The sequence below is a fragment of the Duganella callida genome (genome assembly GCF_004614165.1).
Taxonomy (GTDB): domain Bacteria; phylum Pseudomonadota; class Gammaproteobacteria; order Burkholderiales; family Burkholderiaceae_D; genus Rugamonas; species Rugamonas callida.
Window position 1 is genome coordinate 1 of the sequence record NZ_SPVG01000041.1, and the last position, 18,680, is coordinate 18,680.

The window sequence follows — 18,680 nt, forward strand, 5'->3', positions numbered from 1 at the left end:
TTGCCGGCAACGGCGCCTGGAATTGCGGCGGCGCGGCGGCGGCCGGAGCGCGGTAGTCCGGTCCGACCGCGCAGCCGGCGGCGCAGCTGGCGATCAGCACGGCGGCGGCGAGCCTGTTCAGATACATCGGGATTCTCCTCATGGCGTCGGGCCGGCGCGCGGGCAGCGCACCGGTATTGCCATTACACCATCGGCGGAGAACGATTGTTACTAGCAGAACTGCTAGCTGCCTCTACAGCGCCCGCCAGCGCGGCGGTCGTTTTTCGACAAAGGCGCGCGGTCCCTCCTGGCAATCGCTGCTGTGGCGGCGTTTTTCCTCCCACTCGTAGCGGGCGCTGAACGCCTGCTCCAGCGGCAGGTCCGACGACTTCGCCGCCACCTCCTTGATGGCGCGCAGCGACAGCGGTGCGCTGCGCAGCAGATCCTCGACCCAACGCGCGACGCAGTCGTCCAGCCCGCCCGCCGGCGCCACCTCGTTGACCAGGCCCAGCTCGTAGGCCCGCGCGGCGCTCATGTGGCGTCCGCTGAGCAGATAGCCCATCGCGGTCTTGGTGGCCAGCTGGCGCGTCAGGCGGAACACCCCGCCGGCCCCGGCGATCAGCCCCAGCCGCGCTTCCGGCAGCGCGAACTGCGCATGCTCGGCCGCCACGATGATGTCGCACGCCAGCGCCAGCTCGAAGCCGCCGCCCAGCGCATAGCCGTTGACGCGCGCGATCAGCGGCTTGGACATCGAAAACCGCTCGGTCAGGCGCGGCCAGCCGGCCCCGCCCTGGCTGCCGAAGCTGGACGGCGGCGCGCCCGCCTGGTTGCGCGCCGCCAGTTCCTTCAAGTCCTGGCCGACCGAAAACGCCCGCTCGCCGGCCCCGGTCAGCACCCCCAGCCACAGGTTGTCGTCCTGCTCGAAATCGCCCCAGATCGCCGCCAGCTCGGTGTGGGTGCGCAGGTCGAGCGCGTTGAGCGCGTCCGGCCGGTTGAGCGTGATGTAGGCGACATGGCCCTGCTTGTCGTAGCGCACCCGTTCGGCCTGGGCGATGGCCGCGTTCATGATGTGTTCCATGCTAGGGCTCCACTGGCGACAACAGCGAACCGATGGCGGGCCGCAGCATGGCGGGCTTCCGCCGCACCAGCTCGCCGTGCAGGAAGGCCGCCAGCCGGCGCGCGCCCTCGTCGATCTGCTCCGGCGTCAGGTAGCTGCACGACAGCCGCAGCTGGCGATTGCCGCCGTCGTTCAGGTGGAAATAGCTCATCGGCGTCCACAGCACGCCGTAGCGGCTGGCGCACTGGTCCAGCAGCGCGGCGTCGGCCGCCACCGGCAGGCGCATGCGCACGAAGAAGCCGCCGGCCGGCACGTTCCAATGCACGCCGTGGGCCGGATCGCCGTTGACGCCGACGTGGCGCTCCAGCGCCGCCAGCAGCAGCGTCAGGTTGCGGCGGTACAGCGCGCCCTTGTCCTTGCTGAGCGCGGCCAGCGAACCGCCGTGTTCCAGCAGCATGCCGCCGACGATGGCCTGGCACAGCGGCGAGGTGTTCACCGTCACCATGCTTTTCAAGGAGGCCAGCTCGTCGGCCAGCAGGCGCAGTTGGCCGTGCTGGTCGCGCACCGCCTGGTCGGCCACCACGAAGCCGACCCGCACGCCCGGCATGCAAATCTTGGCGCAGGTGCCGAAGTAAATCACCCTCTGGTGGCCATCCAGCGCCTTCAGCGTCGGCAGCGTGCAGCCGGGCGCCGCCGTGAAGCCATAGGCGTTATCTTCCAGCAGCAGGAAATCTTCGCGCTCGGCCAGCGCCAGCAGCCGCTGGCGCGCCGCCAGGTCCAGCACCGTGCCGGACGGATTGGAAAAGTCGGGCGCCACGTACAGTGCGCGGATGCGCTTGCCGTCGGCGCGCGCGCGCAAACAGGCGCGCTCCAGCTGCGCCCAGTCCAGGCTGGCGCCGCCATCGGCGCTTTCCGTTTCATCGATGGGCACCATGCCCACGCCCAGCACGCTGGCGGCGCCGGCAATGCCGGCAAAGCAGGGATTGACCACCGCCAGCAAGTCATCCTCGCTGGCGCACAGGGCGCGCAGCACCAGCAGCAGCGCTTCCTGGCAGCCGACCGTGACCACCAGCGCTTGCGGCGCCACCTGCATGCCCTCGTCGCGCCGCAGCGCCGCCGCCAGCAGCTCGTTGATCACGCCCTTGCTCGGGCCGTACTGGTACAGCTGCTTGCGGATCTGCGCCGGCGTGCGGCCCTTGACCGTGGCCAGATATTCGCTGTAGCGCGCGATATAGCGCGCCGGATCGATGTCGTCGAACAGGCCGGCGTAGGGGGCGCCGGGCGCGAACGAAATCGCCTGCGGATAACGGTCCATCACCTCGTTGAGGAAGCTGATCGCGTCCAGCGCCGGATCGCTGATCGAGGCATGCAGGGCGGCGCGCGCCAGGACGACGCCGCGGCCGGCAGGGGTTGGGGTATGGGTCATGGTCATCTCCTCAGGCGCGGCTGACTTTGGCCAGCACGTCGGCGCTGTACAGGCGGTGCGCCTGTTCCAGCGCAAACTCGGCCATATAGAGGCGGAACGCTTCCAGCGGTTCTTCGGCCAGCGTCAGCATGCGCTTGTTGGCCACCACCGCCGGGCTGTCGTAGTCGGCCACGGCGCGCTCGACCGCCTGGTCCAGCGCCTCCGGCGCCACCACCTCGTCGAACAGCAGGCGGCCGTCGGCTTCGGCGGCGCGTATCCGGCGGCCGCCGAGGATGATCTGGCGGCTGACGCGCGCGCCCACCGCACGGCCGAGCCGCAGGTTGGCCACGCCGGGCACGATGCCCTCCTGCGCCGCCGGCAGGCTGAAGAAGCTGTCGTCGGCGCCGATCACCTTGTCGCACACCAGCAGCAGCTGGGCGCCGCCGCCGATGGCAAAGCTGTCCACCGCGGCGATCCACGGCTTGACCAGCTGGCGCGGCTGCAAAGCACCCGGCTGATCCTGCAGCACGCCGCGCAGCATCTTGCTGATGTAGCCCAACTCGCGCTGCAGCAGGAATTCGACGTAGGAAATACGGCCCCGGTGCAGCTGCTTCAGATTGATGCCGGCGCTGAACACGCGGCGCCCGGCATATTTCGGATGGCGCATCACGCCGCCGCGCAGCACGCACACGCGGACCTCGTCGTCGAGCAGCGCCACATCGACCGCCGCCTCCATGTCGGCGATCACCTGGTCGTCCTCGGCGTTCAGGCAGTCGAGGTTGTGCATGGTCAGATGCGCGGCGGCGCCGCGGCGCTCCAGCGTCAGCGTCGCCAGCGGCAACCGGCCGTCGCGGCGGAACTGCTGCAGCAGCGCGGCCGAGGATGGCGCCGGCCGCAGCATGCTTTCCAGCAGGTGCAGGCCGCTGGCCGGTGCCGCCAGCACTTCGGCAAAGAAAATGCCCTGGTCGATTTCGTAGCCCTCCTTGTCGCCCTGCAGCGCTGTGCGCTCGGCGGCGATGGTGGCGCGGGTCGGCGTCAGGCCGGGGAAGGCATCGGCCGCCGCGTACACCAGCTCGGCCAGTTGCGGACGCCGGCTGCGCCCCTCGGTCAGGCGTTCGTACACCCAGTCGGCGTGCAGGCGCAAGAAGCGCGTGCGCGCGGTACGGCCGGCTTCATGCACGGCCGCCGCCAGCGCCAGCTGCGCGGCGCTGCGTTGCGGTCTGGCTGGCAGCGCGGCCAGCAGCGCAGCGCCGCCTTCGAGATGGCGCGTCAGCGCACGGGAATCGATGTCGGGCACGCGGGTGGCGGCCGGCGCCTGGTCGAGCCAGGATCGCCAGTCTGGTGCGGCGGCGGCCGCGGTGAAATGCTGAGATGAACGCATAAGTGTCCTTGTCGGTGGGTCGGTTGGCTTAGTTGGTGTAGCCGGGCGCGGCGCGTTCGGCGGCCGGCGCCGCGGCCAGCACCGGCGGCACGGCGCTGCGCAGGCGGCGGTCACACGCCGCCAGATGGGTGCCCAGCCCTTCCTCGTAGCTCAGCGCCGAGGCGTCCAGCAGCAGGCGGCGACGCACGGCCAGATCGGACGAGATGGTCGGACACAGGGTCTTGACGAAGGCGGTGGCCGCCGCCTCGGGATCGTCGGCGGTCTCGTCGACCAGGCCCAGCGACTGCGCCAGCGCGGCGTCCAGCGGCATGCCCAGCACCGCGAAGCGGCGCGACCAGGTGACGCCGACCTGATGCGCCAGGCGGTGCAGCACCATGCCGGGCAGGATGCCGCCGTCGCGGCAGCGCAGGCTCAGGTTCAGGCCGGGGCCGGCGATGCGGTAGTCGGTGGTCAGCATCACCGCGATGCCGAGGTCGCCGCAGGGGCCGCTGGCGCCGGCGATGGTGACCGCGTTCAGACGTTCGATGCGGCGCAGCGCACGCTCCCACTGGTTGACCAGGGTGACATTCAACGTGCCCGCGCCGGTTTCGGCCGCAGTCGGCGCCGCGCCGTTCATCAGCACCAGCAGTGTGGCGCCGGCGCCGGCATCCTCGACGCAATCGCAGGCGCTGTTGACGCCGTCGATCAGCGATTTGCTCAGGGTGCAGGACACGTCCAGTTCCAGGCGCACCACCGTGCGGCCGTCGATGTCCGAGATCGAATTGAATTTAAACATGGTCTTTCCTTTGCGTAGAGTAGAGTCGAAAAGTAGGTGCTGTCAGAAAAATTCACCACTGCAGGAGCGCGGTCTCGATGGTCGAGCCCGGCCCCATGGTCATCATCACCGCGTAGTCGCCGGGCTGGATACGTCCCTCCTGCAGCAGGCGCTGGTAGGAAAACAGGAAGGAACCACTGGAGACGTTGCCGTAGTCGCGCAGGACGCTGGAGGTGTGGCGCACGTCGTCGGCGCTCAGGCCCAGGTTGACGCGCACCGAATCGATCACCTTCTTGCCGCCCGAGTGCACCACCCAATGGGCGATGTCGCTGCGGCGCAGGCCGGCATCGGCCAGCAGCTGGTCGATCACCGCTTCGGCATTGGCGCCCACCACGTACGGCACTTCCTGCGCCAGGAAGAAGCTGAACTTGCCGTGGTGGTCGTCCCAGTCGAAGCGCATGGCGTCGACCGCCTCGGAAATCACGCAACTGTTAAAGCCGAGCACGGTCGGGCTGCCGGCGCTGCGCGCGCGGTCGGCCAGCAGCGCCACGGCGGCGGCGCCGTCGCCGAACAGGCTGTTGACCACGGCGGTCTGCATGCTGTCGTCGTGGACATAGGCGGCCGAGCAGATTTCCACGCACAGCATCACCGCCAGCTTGCCCGGATGGGCCTGAGACCACGAGGTCACCGCGTTCAGGCCGTTCAGACCGGCGTTGCAGCCCATGCCGACGATGTCCAGCCGGCCGCAGTCGCGGCGCAGGCCCATGCGCTGACACAGCAGCGCGCTCAGGCCCGGCGTCAGCATGCCGGTGGTGGTCACGCAGCACAGGTAGCGGATGTCCTGCGGCTGGGCGCCGGCCTGTTCCAGGCAGTCCAGCAGCGCGCGTTCGCCGATCGCCAGCGCCTGGCTGCGGTGCTTTTGCAGCAGCTCGCCCTGCGTCTCGTTGACCGGCTTGCCGTCGGCGCCGGCCGGCGGCAGCGTCAGGTGGCGGCGCTCGACCGAGCCGCTCATGAACATCAGGCGGATGCGGCGGTCGTCGATCCGGAACGCGTCCAATACCTGCTGCTGGCTATAGGCGGTCGGCGGCGTGGCGGTGCCGACGCCGATGATCTGCGCGCGGGCGGTTTCGAACAGCGGCGTCATGGCCTGCTTGCGGACGGCGCGGCGGGTCGGTATCAGTTCTTGGGTCATAGCCATTTCGTTCTCCAGTAGAGGGGATCAGTCAGAAAGCGTCCGGTACTTCGGTTTCGAGCCGGTACAGGCGGCGCTGCAGCAGCGACCACGCCGAAATCAGCGCCGCCGTCAGCCCCACCGTCACAAAGAAAAAGCCGGTGCCGCGGCCCTTGCCAGCGCCGAACCAGGCGCCGATGCTGTCGAACCACAGACCGCCCGGCATCAGCGCCGGTTCGAACACGTGGTGCGCCAGCGCGCCGCCGGCGAGCGCGCTCAGCGGTATCAGGCTCAGCTGCACCGCCTGCTGCAGCGCGGCGAAGCTGCCCTGGCGCTCGCGCGGCACCTTGCGGCGCCACACGGCCTGCATGCAGGCGCCCAGGGTCGAGGTGCTGAGCATCACCACGAAGGCGGCGCCGCACAGCAGCGCCACCGACTGCGTGGCGCCGGCCACCGCGATGCCGAGCCCGGCCAGCAGGTTGAAGCTCAGCACCAGCGGCGTGAAGCGGCGCGGACCGCCCCACACCGCCATCACCAGCCCGCTCAGCAGCGCGCCCAGCGCGCCGCAGGTGGTGATCCAGGCCAGCGACTCGGCGCTGTGCACCGCCAGCACCAGCGGCGTCACCAGCACCATCACCATGCCGGCCATGAAGCCGCCCATGCTGGTGTAGCCGTACACCATGGCCATGGCCGGCCGCTGGCGCAGGAAGTCGAGCGACCAGCGCAGGTCGCGCAGCGGCGAGCGCTTGCTCTGTCCGGTCGCCGGCGCGGCCGGCGGCGGCAGTTCGACGATGGCCAGGCTGGACAGCGCGACATAGAAGGTCAGGATGTCCAGCACGATGATGCCGGACAGGCCGATCAGCCCGAGCAGCCCGGCGGCCAGCAGCGGCGCGGCGATCTGCGACAGCGCGCCGGCCAGGCCGAACATGCCGTTGGCGCGGCCGAACTGGCTTTTCTGCACGATGCTGGTAATGGCGGCGTAGGCGGCCGGTCCCTGGAACGCCATGCCCACCGACAGCAGCGTCTGCACCGTGAACAGCTGCCACAGCTCGAAGCGCCCCAGCCACACCAGCACGCCGATGGTGGCCACGCAGCACAGCGCCAGACCGTCGCAGGCGATCAGGATGCGGCGCCGGTCGATGCGGTCGGCCAGGCTGCCGGTCCAGGGCAGCAGCAGCAGCGCCGGCGCGGTCGAGAACAGCGTCAGCTGGGTGAAGTCGAGCACCGAGCCGGTGCGCTGGAACAGCCAGACGCCCAGGCCGAACGAAGTCAGCATGGTGCCGAACATGGAAATCGCCTGGCCGAACCAGACCGTGTAAAACACCGGGCTGAGCTTTTCCTGCGGCGGCCGGGCCGGCTTGGACTTGCCCTTGGCCGGCGCCGGCGCGGGTGGCGCCGCCAGGTCCGGCAGGGTCTCGGCCGGGTGTTCCAGGACAGAAGCGGAATGGGTCATTTGGCATCTTTCAGTAAAGGTTGCAGCCAGGCGGCCACCGCATCGATGTGCGGCCGCTGCAGCAGGGTCATGTGATTGCCCGGTCCTTCGAGGAAACGAATATCGGGCGCGAAACGGCTCCAGCGGTCCAGCAGATCCTGCGTGTCGTACTGCCGGCTGCCGGCCGGCCCGGCGTCTTCCGCCACCGCCACCAGGTGCACCGGTCCCAGGTAGGGTTGCGCCGGCTGGTAGTCGGTGTTCAGGTTGGTTTCGAACACGCGCACGATGCCGCGCAGCATTTGCAGCGTGGTGGCCGGCGGCATCAGCCGCACCGCGACCAAGCGCTGCAGCAGCAAGCGCAACTGCTGCTCGTGGCCGAGGCCGGCGAAATCGGCAGCGCGCAGGTTCAATGACTGCAGGGCGTTCAGCTCGAAGATTTCGACCAGCCGCAGCAGCATTTCGGTGCGCGTGTGGCGGCGCCGCACCGCGCCCGGCGCCGACGGCGCATCGCTGTCGAGTATCACCAACGCCGCCACCGTGTCGCCGTCCGCCACCAGCTGGCGCGCGGTTTCCAGCGCCACCCAGCCGCCGAAGGAATGACCCAGCAGGCGGTATGGACCGTGCGGCGCCGCCGCGCGGATCGCCTTGACATAGGCGCGGGCGGCGCTGGGCACATCGATGTGCGGCACCAGCGTGCCGCACAGGCCGCGCGGCTGCAGGCCGTGGATCGGCAGCGCGCCGTCCACCGCCTGCGCCAGTGCGGCAAAGGCGGTGACGCTGGCGCCGGCGCCCGGCACGCAGAACAGCGGCGCCACCTGCGGCCGGCCGTTCTGGATCGGAATCCGTGGCGCATAATCGAGCTCGGGCCAGCTGGTGGCCGAGCCGGCGCCGCGCGCCAGTTCGGCCGAGACGGCGGCGCCCAATTCGGCGATCCACGGCTGCTCCATCACCGAATAATGGTCGCCGCCGACCATGCGCAGCGTGACGCGGCCCGCAGCCGCCTTGTGCCAGCCCAGCGACGGATCGCCGCGCTGCTCGCCGCTGGCGGCGAACAGCGTGACGCGCACCGGAATCGGCGTGCGCTCGTACTGGCGCAGCGCCACCGCGATCGCATGCCGCACCGCCAGATAGCGACGCAACACGTCGCCGCCGATCTGCGGTGGCAGCAGGCCGCCATCCTGCTGGCACCATCCCAGCAGCGCGTCGACATCGCCCGCTTCGGCCCACTGCTCCAGTTGCTGGCGTGTCGCCGCCGACGTCTGCGCCGGCACCCAGGCCAGCGATGCCAGCCAGGTGTCGAAATCGCCGCCTGCCGCAGCAGCGATACTGGCGCCGTGGTCCGCGCCGATGGCCGCCGTGGCGTTCGCACCGACCGCTGCGGCCGTCCCGGCCGTGGTCAGCTGCGGCGCGTCGTGGTAATCGCTGCGGGTGTCGATCAGGCCAAGGAACTCCACGCCCTGATCGGCGCCGATCAACTGGCGCGCCATTTCGTAGGCGATGGTGCCGCCGGCCGACCAGCCGGCCAGGCGATACGGCCCCTCGGGCTGCACGGCGCGGATCTGCCGCAAGTAGCTGGCCGCCATCGCTTCGACGCTGAGCTCAGGCGTTTCGCCGGCCAGCAAGCCGGTGGCGGCCAGACCGTACACCGGCAGCGCCGCATCCAGCCAGGGCGCCAGCTGGTGCGCATAGCCGATTTCACCCTCGCCCGGATGCACCAGGAACAGCGGCCGCTGCCCGCCTTCGGCCCGCACCGTCACCAGATTACCGCGCGCAGCGTCCGGCGCCAGGCTGGCGATGGCGCCGGCCAGCGCTTCCACCGTCGGGTGGGCGAACAGGTCGCGCAGCGGCAGCTCGACGCCCAGTTGCTCGCGCAGGCGCGCGACGAACCGCACCGCCAGCAGGGAATGTCCGCCCAGTTCGAAGAAATGGTCATGGCGGCCGACCTGCTGCGCGCCCAGCAGCTCCTGCCACAACGCGGCGATGGTCTGCTCCGCCCCGTCCCGCGGCGCCACGTAGGCGCGGCTGGCGAAAGCGGCGGCGTCGGGCGCCGGCAGCGCCTTGCGGTCCACCTTGCCGTTGGCGTTGAGCGGCATCGCCTCCAGCACCACGAATGCGGCCGGTACCATGTAGTCGGCCAGTTGCGCCGACAACTGCGCCCGCAGCGCGGCGCCGGACAGCTGCGCGCCCGCCTGCGCCGTCAGGTAGGCCACCAGCCGTTTGCCGCCCTGGCTGCCTTCGGCCGCATCGAGCGCCAGCACCAGCACTTCGCGCACGCCGTCGCAGGCGGCCAGTTTCGCTTCGATCTCGCCCAGTTCGATGCGGAAGCCGCGGATCTTGACCTGGAAATCGTTGCGGCCCAGGTATTCGATGCGGCCGTCGGCCAGCCAGCGACCCAGATCCCCGGTCTTGTAGATGCGCGCGCCGGCGACGACGCTGAACGGATCGGGCAGGAAGCGTTCGGCCGTCAGCGCGGCGCGGCCAAGGTAGCCGCGCGCCACGCCGGCACCGCCGATGTGGAGTTCCCCGGCCACGCCTGGCGGCACTGGCTGGCCGTGCGGATCGAGGATGTAGAGCTGCAGGTTGGCGATCGGCCAGCCGATGTTGGACGTGGCGCCGGCCTCGCGGATCTGGCAGATGGTGGCGTCGACCGTGCACTCGGTCGGGCCGTACATGTTGTAGAAGCGGATGTCGCGCGCCGCGCCAAGGGTCTGCCACATGGCCGCGTCGACCGGCTCGCCGCCTATCAGCACGCTCACCGGCTGATACCCCGGATAGCCGATCAGACCAGCCACCAGCAGCACCGACAGCTGCGACGGCGTGCAGTCGAACGCCTCCACGCGGTGCCGCGCCAGGAAGCGCAACAGCGCCGGACCGTCGGCCCGCAACAACTGCGGTATCAGCGCCACGCAGCGGCCCGACAGCAGCTGCAGGATACCCTTGAGCGACATGTCGAACGAATAGGCGGCGTTCAGCGCGACCGTCGAAAATGGCGTGCAGTGGCGGTGCGTGGTGCGCTCCAGCACATGCCAGAAGTTGACCGCCGAATGGTGCTCCACCATCACGCCCTTGGCGTTGCCGGTCGAGCCCGAGGTGTAGATCACATAGGCCAGATGGTGCGCATCCAGGCCGTCCGGCTGCGGATTGCCCTCGTCGGCCAGGTCGGTCGAACGTTCTGCCGCCTGCTCCAGCAGCAGCATGGGCGCCGCGCATGCCGGCAGACGCGCGGCCAGCACGCGGCTGGTCACCAGCGCCACCGGTGCGCAATCCTCCAGCACATAGGCCAGGCGCTCCTGCGGATGCTGAGGGTCCATAGGCACATACGCGCCGCCGGCCTTGAGGATGCCGAGCAGGCCGACGAACATGCCGGCGCTGCGGTCGGCGCATAGCGCCACCAGGCTGTCCGGCCGCACGCCGTGCGCACGCAGCGCATGGGCCAGGCGGTTGGCGCGGCGGTTCAGTTCACCGAAGCTGAGGGTTTCATCCTCGCAGATCACGGCCGGCGCATCGGGACGCAGCGCCGCTTGCGCCTCGAACAGGCGATGCAGCAGCTGCTCGCCGCCGAAGTCCTCCGAAGTGCGGTTGAAACCGGCCAGCACCTGACGACGTGCGTCCGGATCGAGCAAACTGAGGCTGCCGACAGACACCTGATCGCCGTGTTTTCCGGTATCGGCCATGGCTTGCAACAGGGTTTGCAGCATGGCGCCAAAGCGCGCCACCGTGGCTTCGTCGAACAGATCGCTGGCGTAGGCGATGCCGCCTTGCAGGGTCTGACCATCGTCGGTCAGCATCAGCGACAGGTCGAAGTGGACCGAATTGTGTTCGCTCTCGACCTGTTCCAGGCGCAGGCCGGATAACTGCGCGGCGCGGCCGGGCTGCACCGTATTCATGTTCAGCATGGCCTGGAATATCGGGCTATGGCTCATGCTGCGCGGCGGCTGCAGCGCTTCCACCACCTGATCGAAGGGCAGATCCTGATGCGCATACGCGCCCAGCGTGGCGGCCTTGACCTGCGCCAGCAGCGCGGCCACGCCCGGATCATCGTCCAGCCGCACGCGCAGCGCCAGCGTGTTGACGAAGAAGCCAATCAGGCTTTCCACCTCGGCGCGCTGGCGGTTGGCCACCGGCACGCCGATCACCACCTCGCTTTGACCGGCCAGCCGCGCCAGCAGTACGGCCCAGGCGCTCAGCACGGTCATGAACAGGGTGGCGCCATGACGCTGCGACAGCGCCCGCAGGCTGGCGGCGGTTTCCGCCGGCACGCTGAACGGCACCACACCGCCGGCATAGCCCTGCACCGCCGGACGGGCACGGTCGGTCGGCAGCGTCAATAGCGCGGGTGCGCCGCCCAGTTGCTGTTTCCAGTAGCCGATCTGCGCCTGCAGTCGCTCGCCCTGCAGCCACTGGCGCTGCCAGGCCGCGTAATCGGCATACTGCACCGCCAGCGCCGGCAGCGGATCGGGCCGGCCTTCGCAGGCGGCGGCATACTGCGCCGCCAGCTCGTTGATCAACACACCGAGCGACCAGCCATCGGCCACGATGTGATGCAGCGTGATCAGCAGGATGTGCTCCTGCTCCGCCAGCCGCAGCAAACGGCCGCGTGCCAGCGGACCACGCGCCAGATCGAACGGCTGGTGCGCGGCATCGACCGCCATGCTGGCGGCGCTGAACTGGCGTTCGCCGCCGGACAGTGCGCTCAGGTCGCGCTGTTCCAGTACAAAGCCGACATCGGCGGCGGCGATGATCTGCACCGCGCGGCCGTCATGGCGCGCAAAGCTGGTGCGCAGCGCTTCATGGCGGGCAACGATGCGGTCCAGCGCCGTCTGCAGCGCCGCCACGTCAAGTGCGCCGGTCAACTTCAGCGCCAGCGGAATGTGATAGGCGGCGCTGGCCGTCGGGTCGAGCTGGTCGAGGAACCACAGGCGCTGCTGGGCCCAAGACAGCGGCAACGGCAGGCTGCGGTCGGCCGGCACGATGGCACCCATGGCCGAGCGTTCGGCGCTCGCAATGCCTTGCGCCAGCGCCGCCAGCGTCGGTTCGGCGAACAGCGCGCGCAGGCCGATTTCGACGCCGAACACCTGCCGCAGGCGCGACACCAGCTGTACCGCCAGCAGCGAATGGCCGCCCAGCGCGAAGAAGCGGTCATGACGGCCGACCTGGTCGAGGCCGAGCAATTCCTGCCACAGCGCGGCCAGCGCGCATTCCACCTCGCCCTGCGGCGCTTCATAAGCGCCGGCGTCGCACGCGGCGCGGTCCGGCGCCGGCAGCAGTTTGCGTTCCAGTTTGCCGTTCGGCGACAGCGGCAAGGCGTCCAGCACCACGAAGGCCGACGGAATCATGAACTCGGCCAGATGTTGCGCCAGCTGCGCGCGTAGTTCGGCGGCCGGCAGCGCGGCGCCATCGCGGGCGGTCACATAGGCGACCAGACGTTCGTCACGCGCCACCACCACCGCTTCGCGCACGCCGGTGCAGGCGGCCAGGCGCGCTTCGATTTCACCGAGCTCGATGCGGAAGCCGCGCAGCTTGACCTGGAAGTCATTGCGGCCCAGGTATTCGACCGCTCCGTCGGCCAGCCAGCGGCCCAGGTCACCGGTCTTGTACATGCGCGCGTCAGGAGCGGCGGCGTAAGGATCGGCGACAAAGCGTTCCGCCGTCAGCTGCGGGCGGTTCAGATAGCCGCGGCCGACCTGCACGCCGGCGATGTAGATCTCGCCGCTGACGCCCACCGGCACCGGTTGCAGATGGCGGTCGAGGATGTAGATGCGGGTGTTGGCGATCGGACGGCCGATCGGCACGCTGACCGCATCGCCCAGCGCCGCGCACGGCTGCCAGGTGACGTCCACCGCCGCTTCGGTGGGGCCGTACAGGTTGTGCAGTTCGACCTGCGGCCATTGTTGCAGGAAGCGCCGGCACAGCGCCGGCGGCAGCGCCTCGCCGCTGCAGAACACGCGTTTCAGGCCGGCGCCCCGCCAGCCGTCGCAGTCGGCCACGAAAGCCTGCAGCATCGACGGCACAAAGTGCAGCGTGGTGATTGCCGCCTGGTCGATCAGTTGCGCCAGATAGGCCGGCGATTTGTGGCCTTCCGGACGGGCGATGACCAGCGCGGCGCCATACATCAGCGGCCAGAAGAACTCCCACACCGAGACGTCGAAGCTGAACGGCGTTTTTTGCAGCACGCGGTCGCCGGCATGCAGGCCGAAGGTCTGCTGCATCCAGTGCAGGCGGTTGACCACCGCGCGGTGTTCGTTCAGCGCGCCCTTGGGCAGGCCGGTAGAGCCGGAGGTGTAGATCATGTAGGCCAGATGACCGGCATGCAGGCCGATCGCCGCCGCATCGATATTGCTGTCCGGCTGGGCCGCGATGGCGCGCAGCGCGTCGTCGCCGTCGATCACGATGGCCGGTACGGCATCGCTGCGCACACGGTTCGCCACGGCGCGCTGGGTCAGCAGCACGGCGGGGCCGGCATCCTCCAGCATGTAGGCCAGGCGTTCAGCCGGATAGCCCGGATCGAGCGGCACATACGCGGCGCCGGCCTTGAGGATGGCGAACAGGCCGACCACCATGTCGATGCTGCGCTCCATGCAGATGGCGACGCGTGCATCCGGCCGCAGGCCGCTGGCGCGCAGCTGGTGGGCTAGACGGTTGGCGCGGCGGTTCAGCGCATCGTAGCTGAGGGATTCTCCTTCATACACCAGCGCGACCGCCTCGGGGGTGAGTGCAGCCTGCTGCTCGAAAACCTGATGCAGCAGCTGGTCGTCGGGATAAGCCTGCGCCGTGTCGTTGAAGGCTTCCAGCACCTGGTGGCGTTGCGCGGCGCTCAGCAGCGGCAGGCGGCTGACGGCCATCGTGTCGTCGGCCACCATGGCCGTCAGCACGCTGCGGAAGCAACCGGCGATGCGTTCCATGGTCGCCGCTTCGAACAGATCGCTCGCGTAGCGCAGGCTGCCGACCAGCACACCGTCGGCCTTGGTCAGATTCAGGCTGATGTCGAATTGCGTCGTGTGGAACGCCTGTTCGACCGCGCTGAGTTCCAGACCGCCCAGCGGTACATTGCCGCCACCCGGTGCGTTGTCGAGATTGAGCATGACCTGGAACAGCGGGCTGTGGCTCATGCTGCGCTCCGGCTGCACCGCTTCCACCACCTGCTCGAACGGCAGATCCTGATGCTCGTACGCGCCCAGCGTATGCGCCTTGACGCGGGCCAGCAGCTGCGCCACGCTCGGATCGGCATCCAGGCGTACGCGCAGCGCCAGGGTGTTGACGAAGAAGCCGATCAGGCTCTCGGTTTCCGTACGCTGGCGATTGGCCACCGGTGTGCCGACCACCACGTCGTCCTGGCCCGACAGGCGTGCCAGCAGCGTGGCCCAGCCGGTCAACAGGGTCATGAACAGGGTCGCGCCGTGTTTGCGGCTCAGCGCATCCAGGCCGGCCGTCAATTCGGCGTCCAGCATCAGCGCGACGGCGCCGCCGGCATAGCTTTGCTGCGCCGGACGCGGATGGTCGGTCGGCAGTTCCAGCAGCGCCGGCGCACCGGTCAGCGCGTCCTTCCAGAAGGCGCTCTGGCGTTGTAGCACCTCGCCCCGCAGCCAACCGCGCTGCCAGGCGGCGTAGTCGGCGTACTGGATCGCCAGCGGCGGCAGCGGATCATCCCGCCCCTGGCTGAAGGCGGCGTACAGCGTGCTGATCTCGCGCACCAGCAGGCCGATCGACCAGCCGTCGGACACGATGTGGTGCTGGGTCAGCATCAGCACGTGTTCATCGTCGGCGAGGCGCAGCAGCTGACCGCGGATCAGCGGGCCCGCGCCCAGATCGAACGGCTGCACCGCTTCGTCGTCCGCCTGCAGGCGCAGTGCGCACTCGCGTTCGTGGCCGGACAGGTGGCTCAGATCGCGCTCGGCCAGCGCAAAGCCAGCGGACGGCGCGGCGATGTGCTGCACCGGTGCGCCGTCCACCAGCGCGAAGCTGGTGCGCAGACTTTCGTGGCGGGCGACGACGCGGTTCAGCGCCGCCTTGAGCGCTTTGCGGTCCAGCGGTCCGCGCAGGCGCAGCGCGGTCGGCATGTGATAGGCCACGCTGGCGGCATGGTCGAGCTGATCGAGGAACCACAGGCGCTGCTGGGCGAAGGACAGCGGCAACGGCAGACTGCGGTCGGCCGGCGGAATCGCCTCGGCCTCGGTGGCGACGCGGCCAACGCCGGCCGCCGCCGCGGCAAAGGCGGCCAGCGTCGGGCTGGCAAACAGTGCACGCAGTGGTACATCGATCCCAAGTTCCTGGCGCAGGCGCGTCATCAGCTGCACCGCCAAAAGAGAATGGCCGCCAAGCTCGAAGAAATGATCGTGGCGGCCAACGCGGTCGAGCTTGAGCAGCGCGCGCCAGACGGCGGCGACGGCGGTCTCGGTGTCGCCTTCCGGCGCGACGTAGGCGCGCGCGGCCACCGCGCTGGCGTCCGGCGCAGGCAGGGCCACGCGGTCGATCTTGTTGGTGGGCGTTAGCGGGAACGCGTCCAGCACCACGAAGGCGGACGGAATCATGTAGTCGGCCAGATGCAGCGCCAGCGCGTCGCGCAGCGCGGCCGTCTGCGGGCTGGTGCCGTCGTGCGCCAGCAGGTAGGCTACCAGGCGCTTGTCGCCGGGCGTGTCTTCGCGGGCGATGACCAGCGCTTCCTTGACGCCGGCGCAGGCAGCCAGGCGCGCTTCGATTTCACCCAGCTCGATGCGGAAACCGCGGATTTTCACCTGAAAGTCGTTGCGGCCCATGTATTCGATGCTGCCGTCTTCCTTCCAGCGTCCCAGGTCGCCGGTCTTGTACAGCCGCGCCCCCGGCTGCCCGGAGAACGGATCGGCAATGAAGCGCTCCGCCGTCAGTTCGGGACGATGCAGATAGCCGCGCGCCACGCCATCGCCGCCGACGTGAATCTCGCCGGCCACGCCGACCGGCACCGGCTGCAGTTGGCGATCGAGGATGTAGATGCGGGTGTTGGCGTTCGGCCGGCCGATCGGAACCTGCGGCGGCAGTACGCTGGCGCTGTCGTAGGCAATGGCGGTGACGGTCACCGTGGTTTCGGTCGGGCCGTAAGTGTTGAGCCAGCGGCAGGCGCTGACGGCCGGGTCGGCCAACCAGGCGGCCAGATGGCGCTGTTCGGTCTTCTCGCCGCCGGCGATAATCAGGCGCAGTGCCGCCGGTACGCGGCTGCGCTTGAGCTGCACTTCCTGCACCCACTGGTGCCAGAACGCGGTCGGCAGATCGCTGACCGTGATGCCGTGCCGCTCCAGCAGGTCGGCGAACGCCATGTCCGGCACCATCATATCGGCCGGACGCAGCACCAGCGTGGCGCCGGCCGACAGCGCCGGGAAGATTTCGCCCACCGATGCGTCGAAGGCGAACGAGGCGAATTGCAACACCTTGTCGGCCGCGCCCAAGCCACAGGCGGCGATGTGGCCGGCAATGAAGTTGACCACGTTGCGGTGCTCCACCATCACGCCCTTGGGCCGGCCGGTCGAGCCGGAGGTGTAGATGATGTAGGCAAGATGTTGCGGCGCCAGCCCGATGTCGGCGGGCGCCGGGTTGCGGGATGGCTGCTGCGCGATCAGCGCGGCTTCGGCGGCATCATCGATGGTTACCATGGTCAGCTGCGTGGTTTGTTCCGACGTCAGCCAGGCGCGCTGCGCGCTGTGCGTCAGCAGTGCCACCGGTGCGCTGTCCAGCAGCATGTAGGCCAGGCGTTCGGCCGGATAGGATGGGTCCAGCGGAACGTAGGCGCCGCCGGCTTTGAGCACGGCCAGCATGGCGATGACCATGTCGACGCCACGTTCCATGCAGATGGCGACCCGCTCGTCGGGCTGAATGCCATGGCTGCGCAGATGATGGGCCAGGCGGTTGGCGCGCAGATTCAGTTCGGCGTAGCTGAGACGCTCGTCGCCATGGACCAGCGCAGGCGCGCCCGGCGCGGCGGCGGCCTGCGCTTCGAACAGCTGGTGAATCAGCCGTTCGCGCGGCCAGTCGGCGTCCGTCTGGTTGAAACTGTCCAGCACCTGGCGGCGCTGCGCCGCCGACAGCAGCGCCAGGCTGCCGACGCCTTGTTGGTCGTCGGCCACCATGGCGCGCAGCAGCGTTTGCAGATGTTCTCCCAGCCGCACGATGGTGGTTTCGTCGAACAGATCGCTGGCATATTCGATGGCGCCCGCCAAGGTCCGGCCGGTATCCGACATGGTCAGACTCAGGTCGAACTGGGTGGTGGCATGCGGTTGCTCGATGCCCGAGATCTGCAGGCCGGGCAAGTCCAGCGCGCCGCCTTCCGGCGCATTGTTCATGTTGAGCATGACCTGGAACAGCGGGCTGTGCCCCATGCTGCGCGCCGGCTGCACCGCTTCCACCACCTGCTCGAACGGCAGATCCTGGTGCTGATAAGCGTTCAGCGTGTGCGCCTTGACCCGTGCCAGCAGCTGCGCCACGCTCGGGTTGTCGTCCAGGCGCACGCGCAGTGCCAGCGTGTTGACGAAGAAGCCGATCAGCCCTTCCATTTCGCTACGCTGGCGGTTGGCCACCGGGGTGCCGACCACCACATCGTCCTGTCCCGACAGGCGCGCCAGCAGCGTCGCCCAGCCGGCCAGCAAGGTCATGAACAGCGTCGTGCCGTGTTTCTGGCTCAGCGCCTTCAGGCCGGCCGTCAGTTCGGCGTCCAGGCTCAAAAGCACGTTGCCGCCGGCGTAGCTTTGCTGTGCCGGACGTGGGCGGTCGGTCGGCAGTTCCAGCAGCGCCGGTGCGCCGCCCAGTTGCTCCTTCCAGAAGTTGCTTTGCTGTTGCAGCACCTCGCCCTGCAGCCAGCTGCGCTGCCAGGCGGCGTAATCGGCATACTGGATCGCCAGCGGCGGCAGCGGATCGTCCTGGTCCTGGCTGAAGGCGGCATACAGCGTGCTGAATTCGCGCACCAGGATGCCGATCGACCAGCCGTCCGACACGATATGGTGCTGGGTCAGCATCAGTACATGGTCATCCTCGGCAAGGCGCAGAAGCTGGCCGCGGATCAGCGGGCCGGTGGCCAAGTCGAACGGCCGCACCGCTTCGGCCGCGCTGATCTCGGCCAGTGCGTTATCGCGCTCGTCAGCCGGCAGACCGCTCAGATCGCGCATTGCCAGCGCCAGGCCGCAGCCGGCATCGGCGATGACCTGCACCGTCTGGCCATCGACATCGGCAAACCTGGTGCGCAAGCTTTCGTGGCGGGCGATGATGCGGTCCAGCGCCGCTTTCAGCGCAACCTGGTCGAGGCGACCTCGCAGGCGCAACGCGGCCGGCATGTGGTAGGCGGCGCTGGCGGCGTGGTCGAGCTGGTCGAGGAACCACAGGCGCTGCTGGGCGAAGGACAGCGGCAGCGGCGCATTGCGGTCGGCCGGCAGTATCGGCGGCGGCGCATCGGCGGGCACGTCCGGCGCGGCGGCCTTCCTCAGGCGCAGCATCAGCAATTCACGCTTGCGGGCGCTCAGATTGTTTGCAGTAGTTATGCTCAT

The 18,680-nt window shown here is 69.3% G+C and carries 7 protein-coding genes; all 7 read right to left on the reverse strand.

Going from position 1 to position 18,680, the window contains the following annotated elements; all coding sequences use genetic code 11:
- Window positions 1-232 precede the first annotated feature (232 nt).
- The 7 genes from dpgD to E4L98_RS04480 are packed head-to-tail and all read right to left on the reverse strand — an operon-like array spanning window position 233 to window position 18,680.
- Window positions 233-1,057, reverse strand: coding sequence for an enoyl-CoA-hydratase DpgD (dpgD, locus tag E4L98_RS04450; protein ID WP_229257243.1), 825 nt, complete (start codon window positions 1,055-1,057; stop codon window positions 233-235).
- A 1-nt stretch (window position 1,058) separates the two neighbouring features.
- Window positions 1,059-2,462, reverse strand: a complete 1,404-nt coding sequence (locus E4L98_RS04455) for an aminotransferase-like domain-containing protein (RefSeq protein ID WP_135200369.1) — start codon at window positions 2,460-2,462, stop codon at window positions 1,059-1,061.
- A 10-nt stretch (window positions 2,463-2,472) separates the two neighbouring features.
- A complete protein-coding gene (gene dpgC, locus E4L98_RS04460) occupies window positions 2,473-3,822 on the reverse strand; it encodes a (3,5-dihydroxyphenyl)acetyl-CoA 1,2-dioxygenase DpgC (protein ID WP_135200370.1) in 1,350 nt (449 codons plus the stop codon).
- A gap of 28 nt (window positions 3,823-3,850) precedes the next feature.
- Window positions 3,851-4,597, reverse strand: a complete 747-nt coding sequence (dpgB, locus tag E4L98_RS04465) for an enoyl-CoA-hydratase DpgB (protein WP_135200371.1) — start codon at window positions 4,595-4,597, stop codon at window positions 3,851-3,853.
- A gap of 52 nt (window positions 4,598-4,649) precedes the next feature.
- The gene (dpgA, locus tag E4L98_RS04470) at window positions 4,650-5,774 is read right to left on the reverse strand and encodes a 3,5-dihydroxyphenylacetyl-CoA synthase DpgA (RefSeq protein ID WP_205746660.1); all 1,125 of its coding nucleotides are present in this window, start codon (window positions 5,772-5,774) and stop codon (window positions 4,650-4,652) included.
- Window positions 5,775-5,799: 25 nt separating this feature from the next.
- Window positions 5,800-7,200, reverse strand: a complete 1,401-nt coding sequence (locus tag E4L98_RS04475) for an MFS transporter (RefSeq protein ID WP_135200372.1) — start codon at window positions 7,198-7,200, stop codon at window positions 5,800-5,802.
- Window positions 7,197-18,680: a non-ribosomal peptide synthetase gene (locus E4L98_RS04480; protein WP_135200373.1), complete on the reverse strand. Its 11,484-nt coding sequence runs from the start codon at window positions 18,678-18,680 to the stop codon at window positions 7,197-7,199. Before E4L98_RS04480 ends, E4L98_RS04475 begins: the two co-directional genes overlap by 4 nt.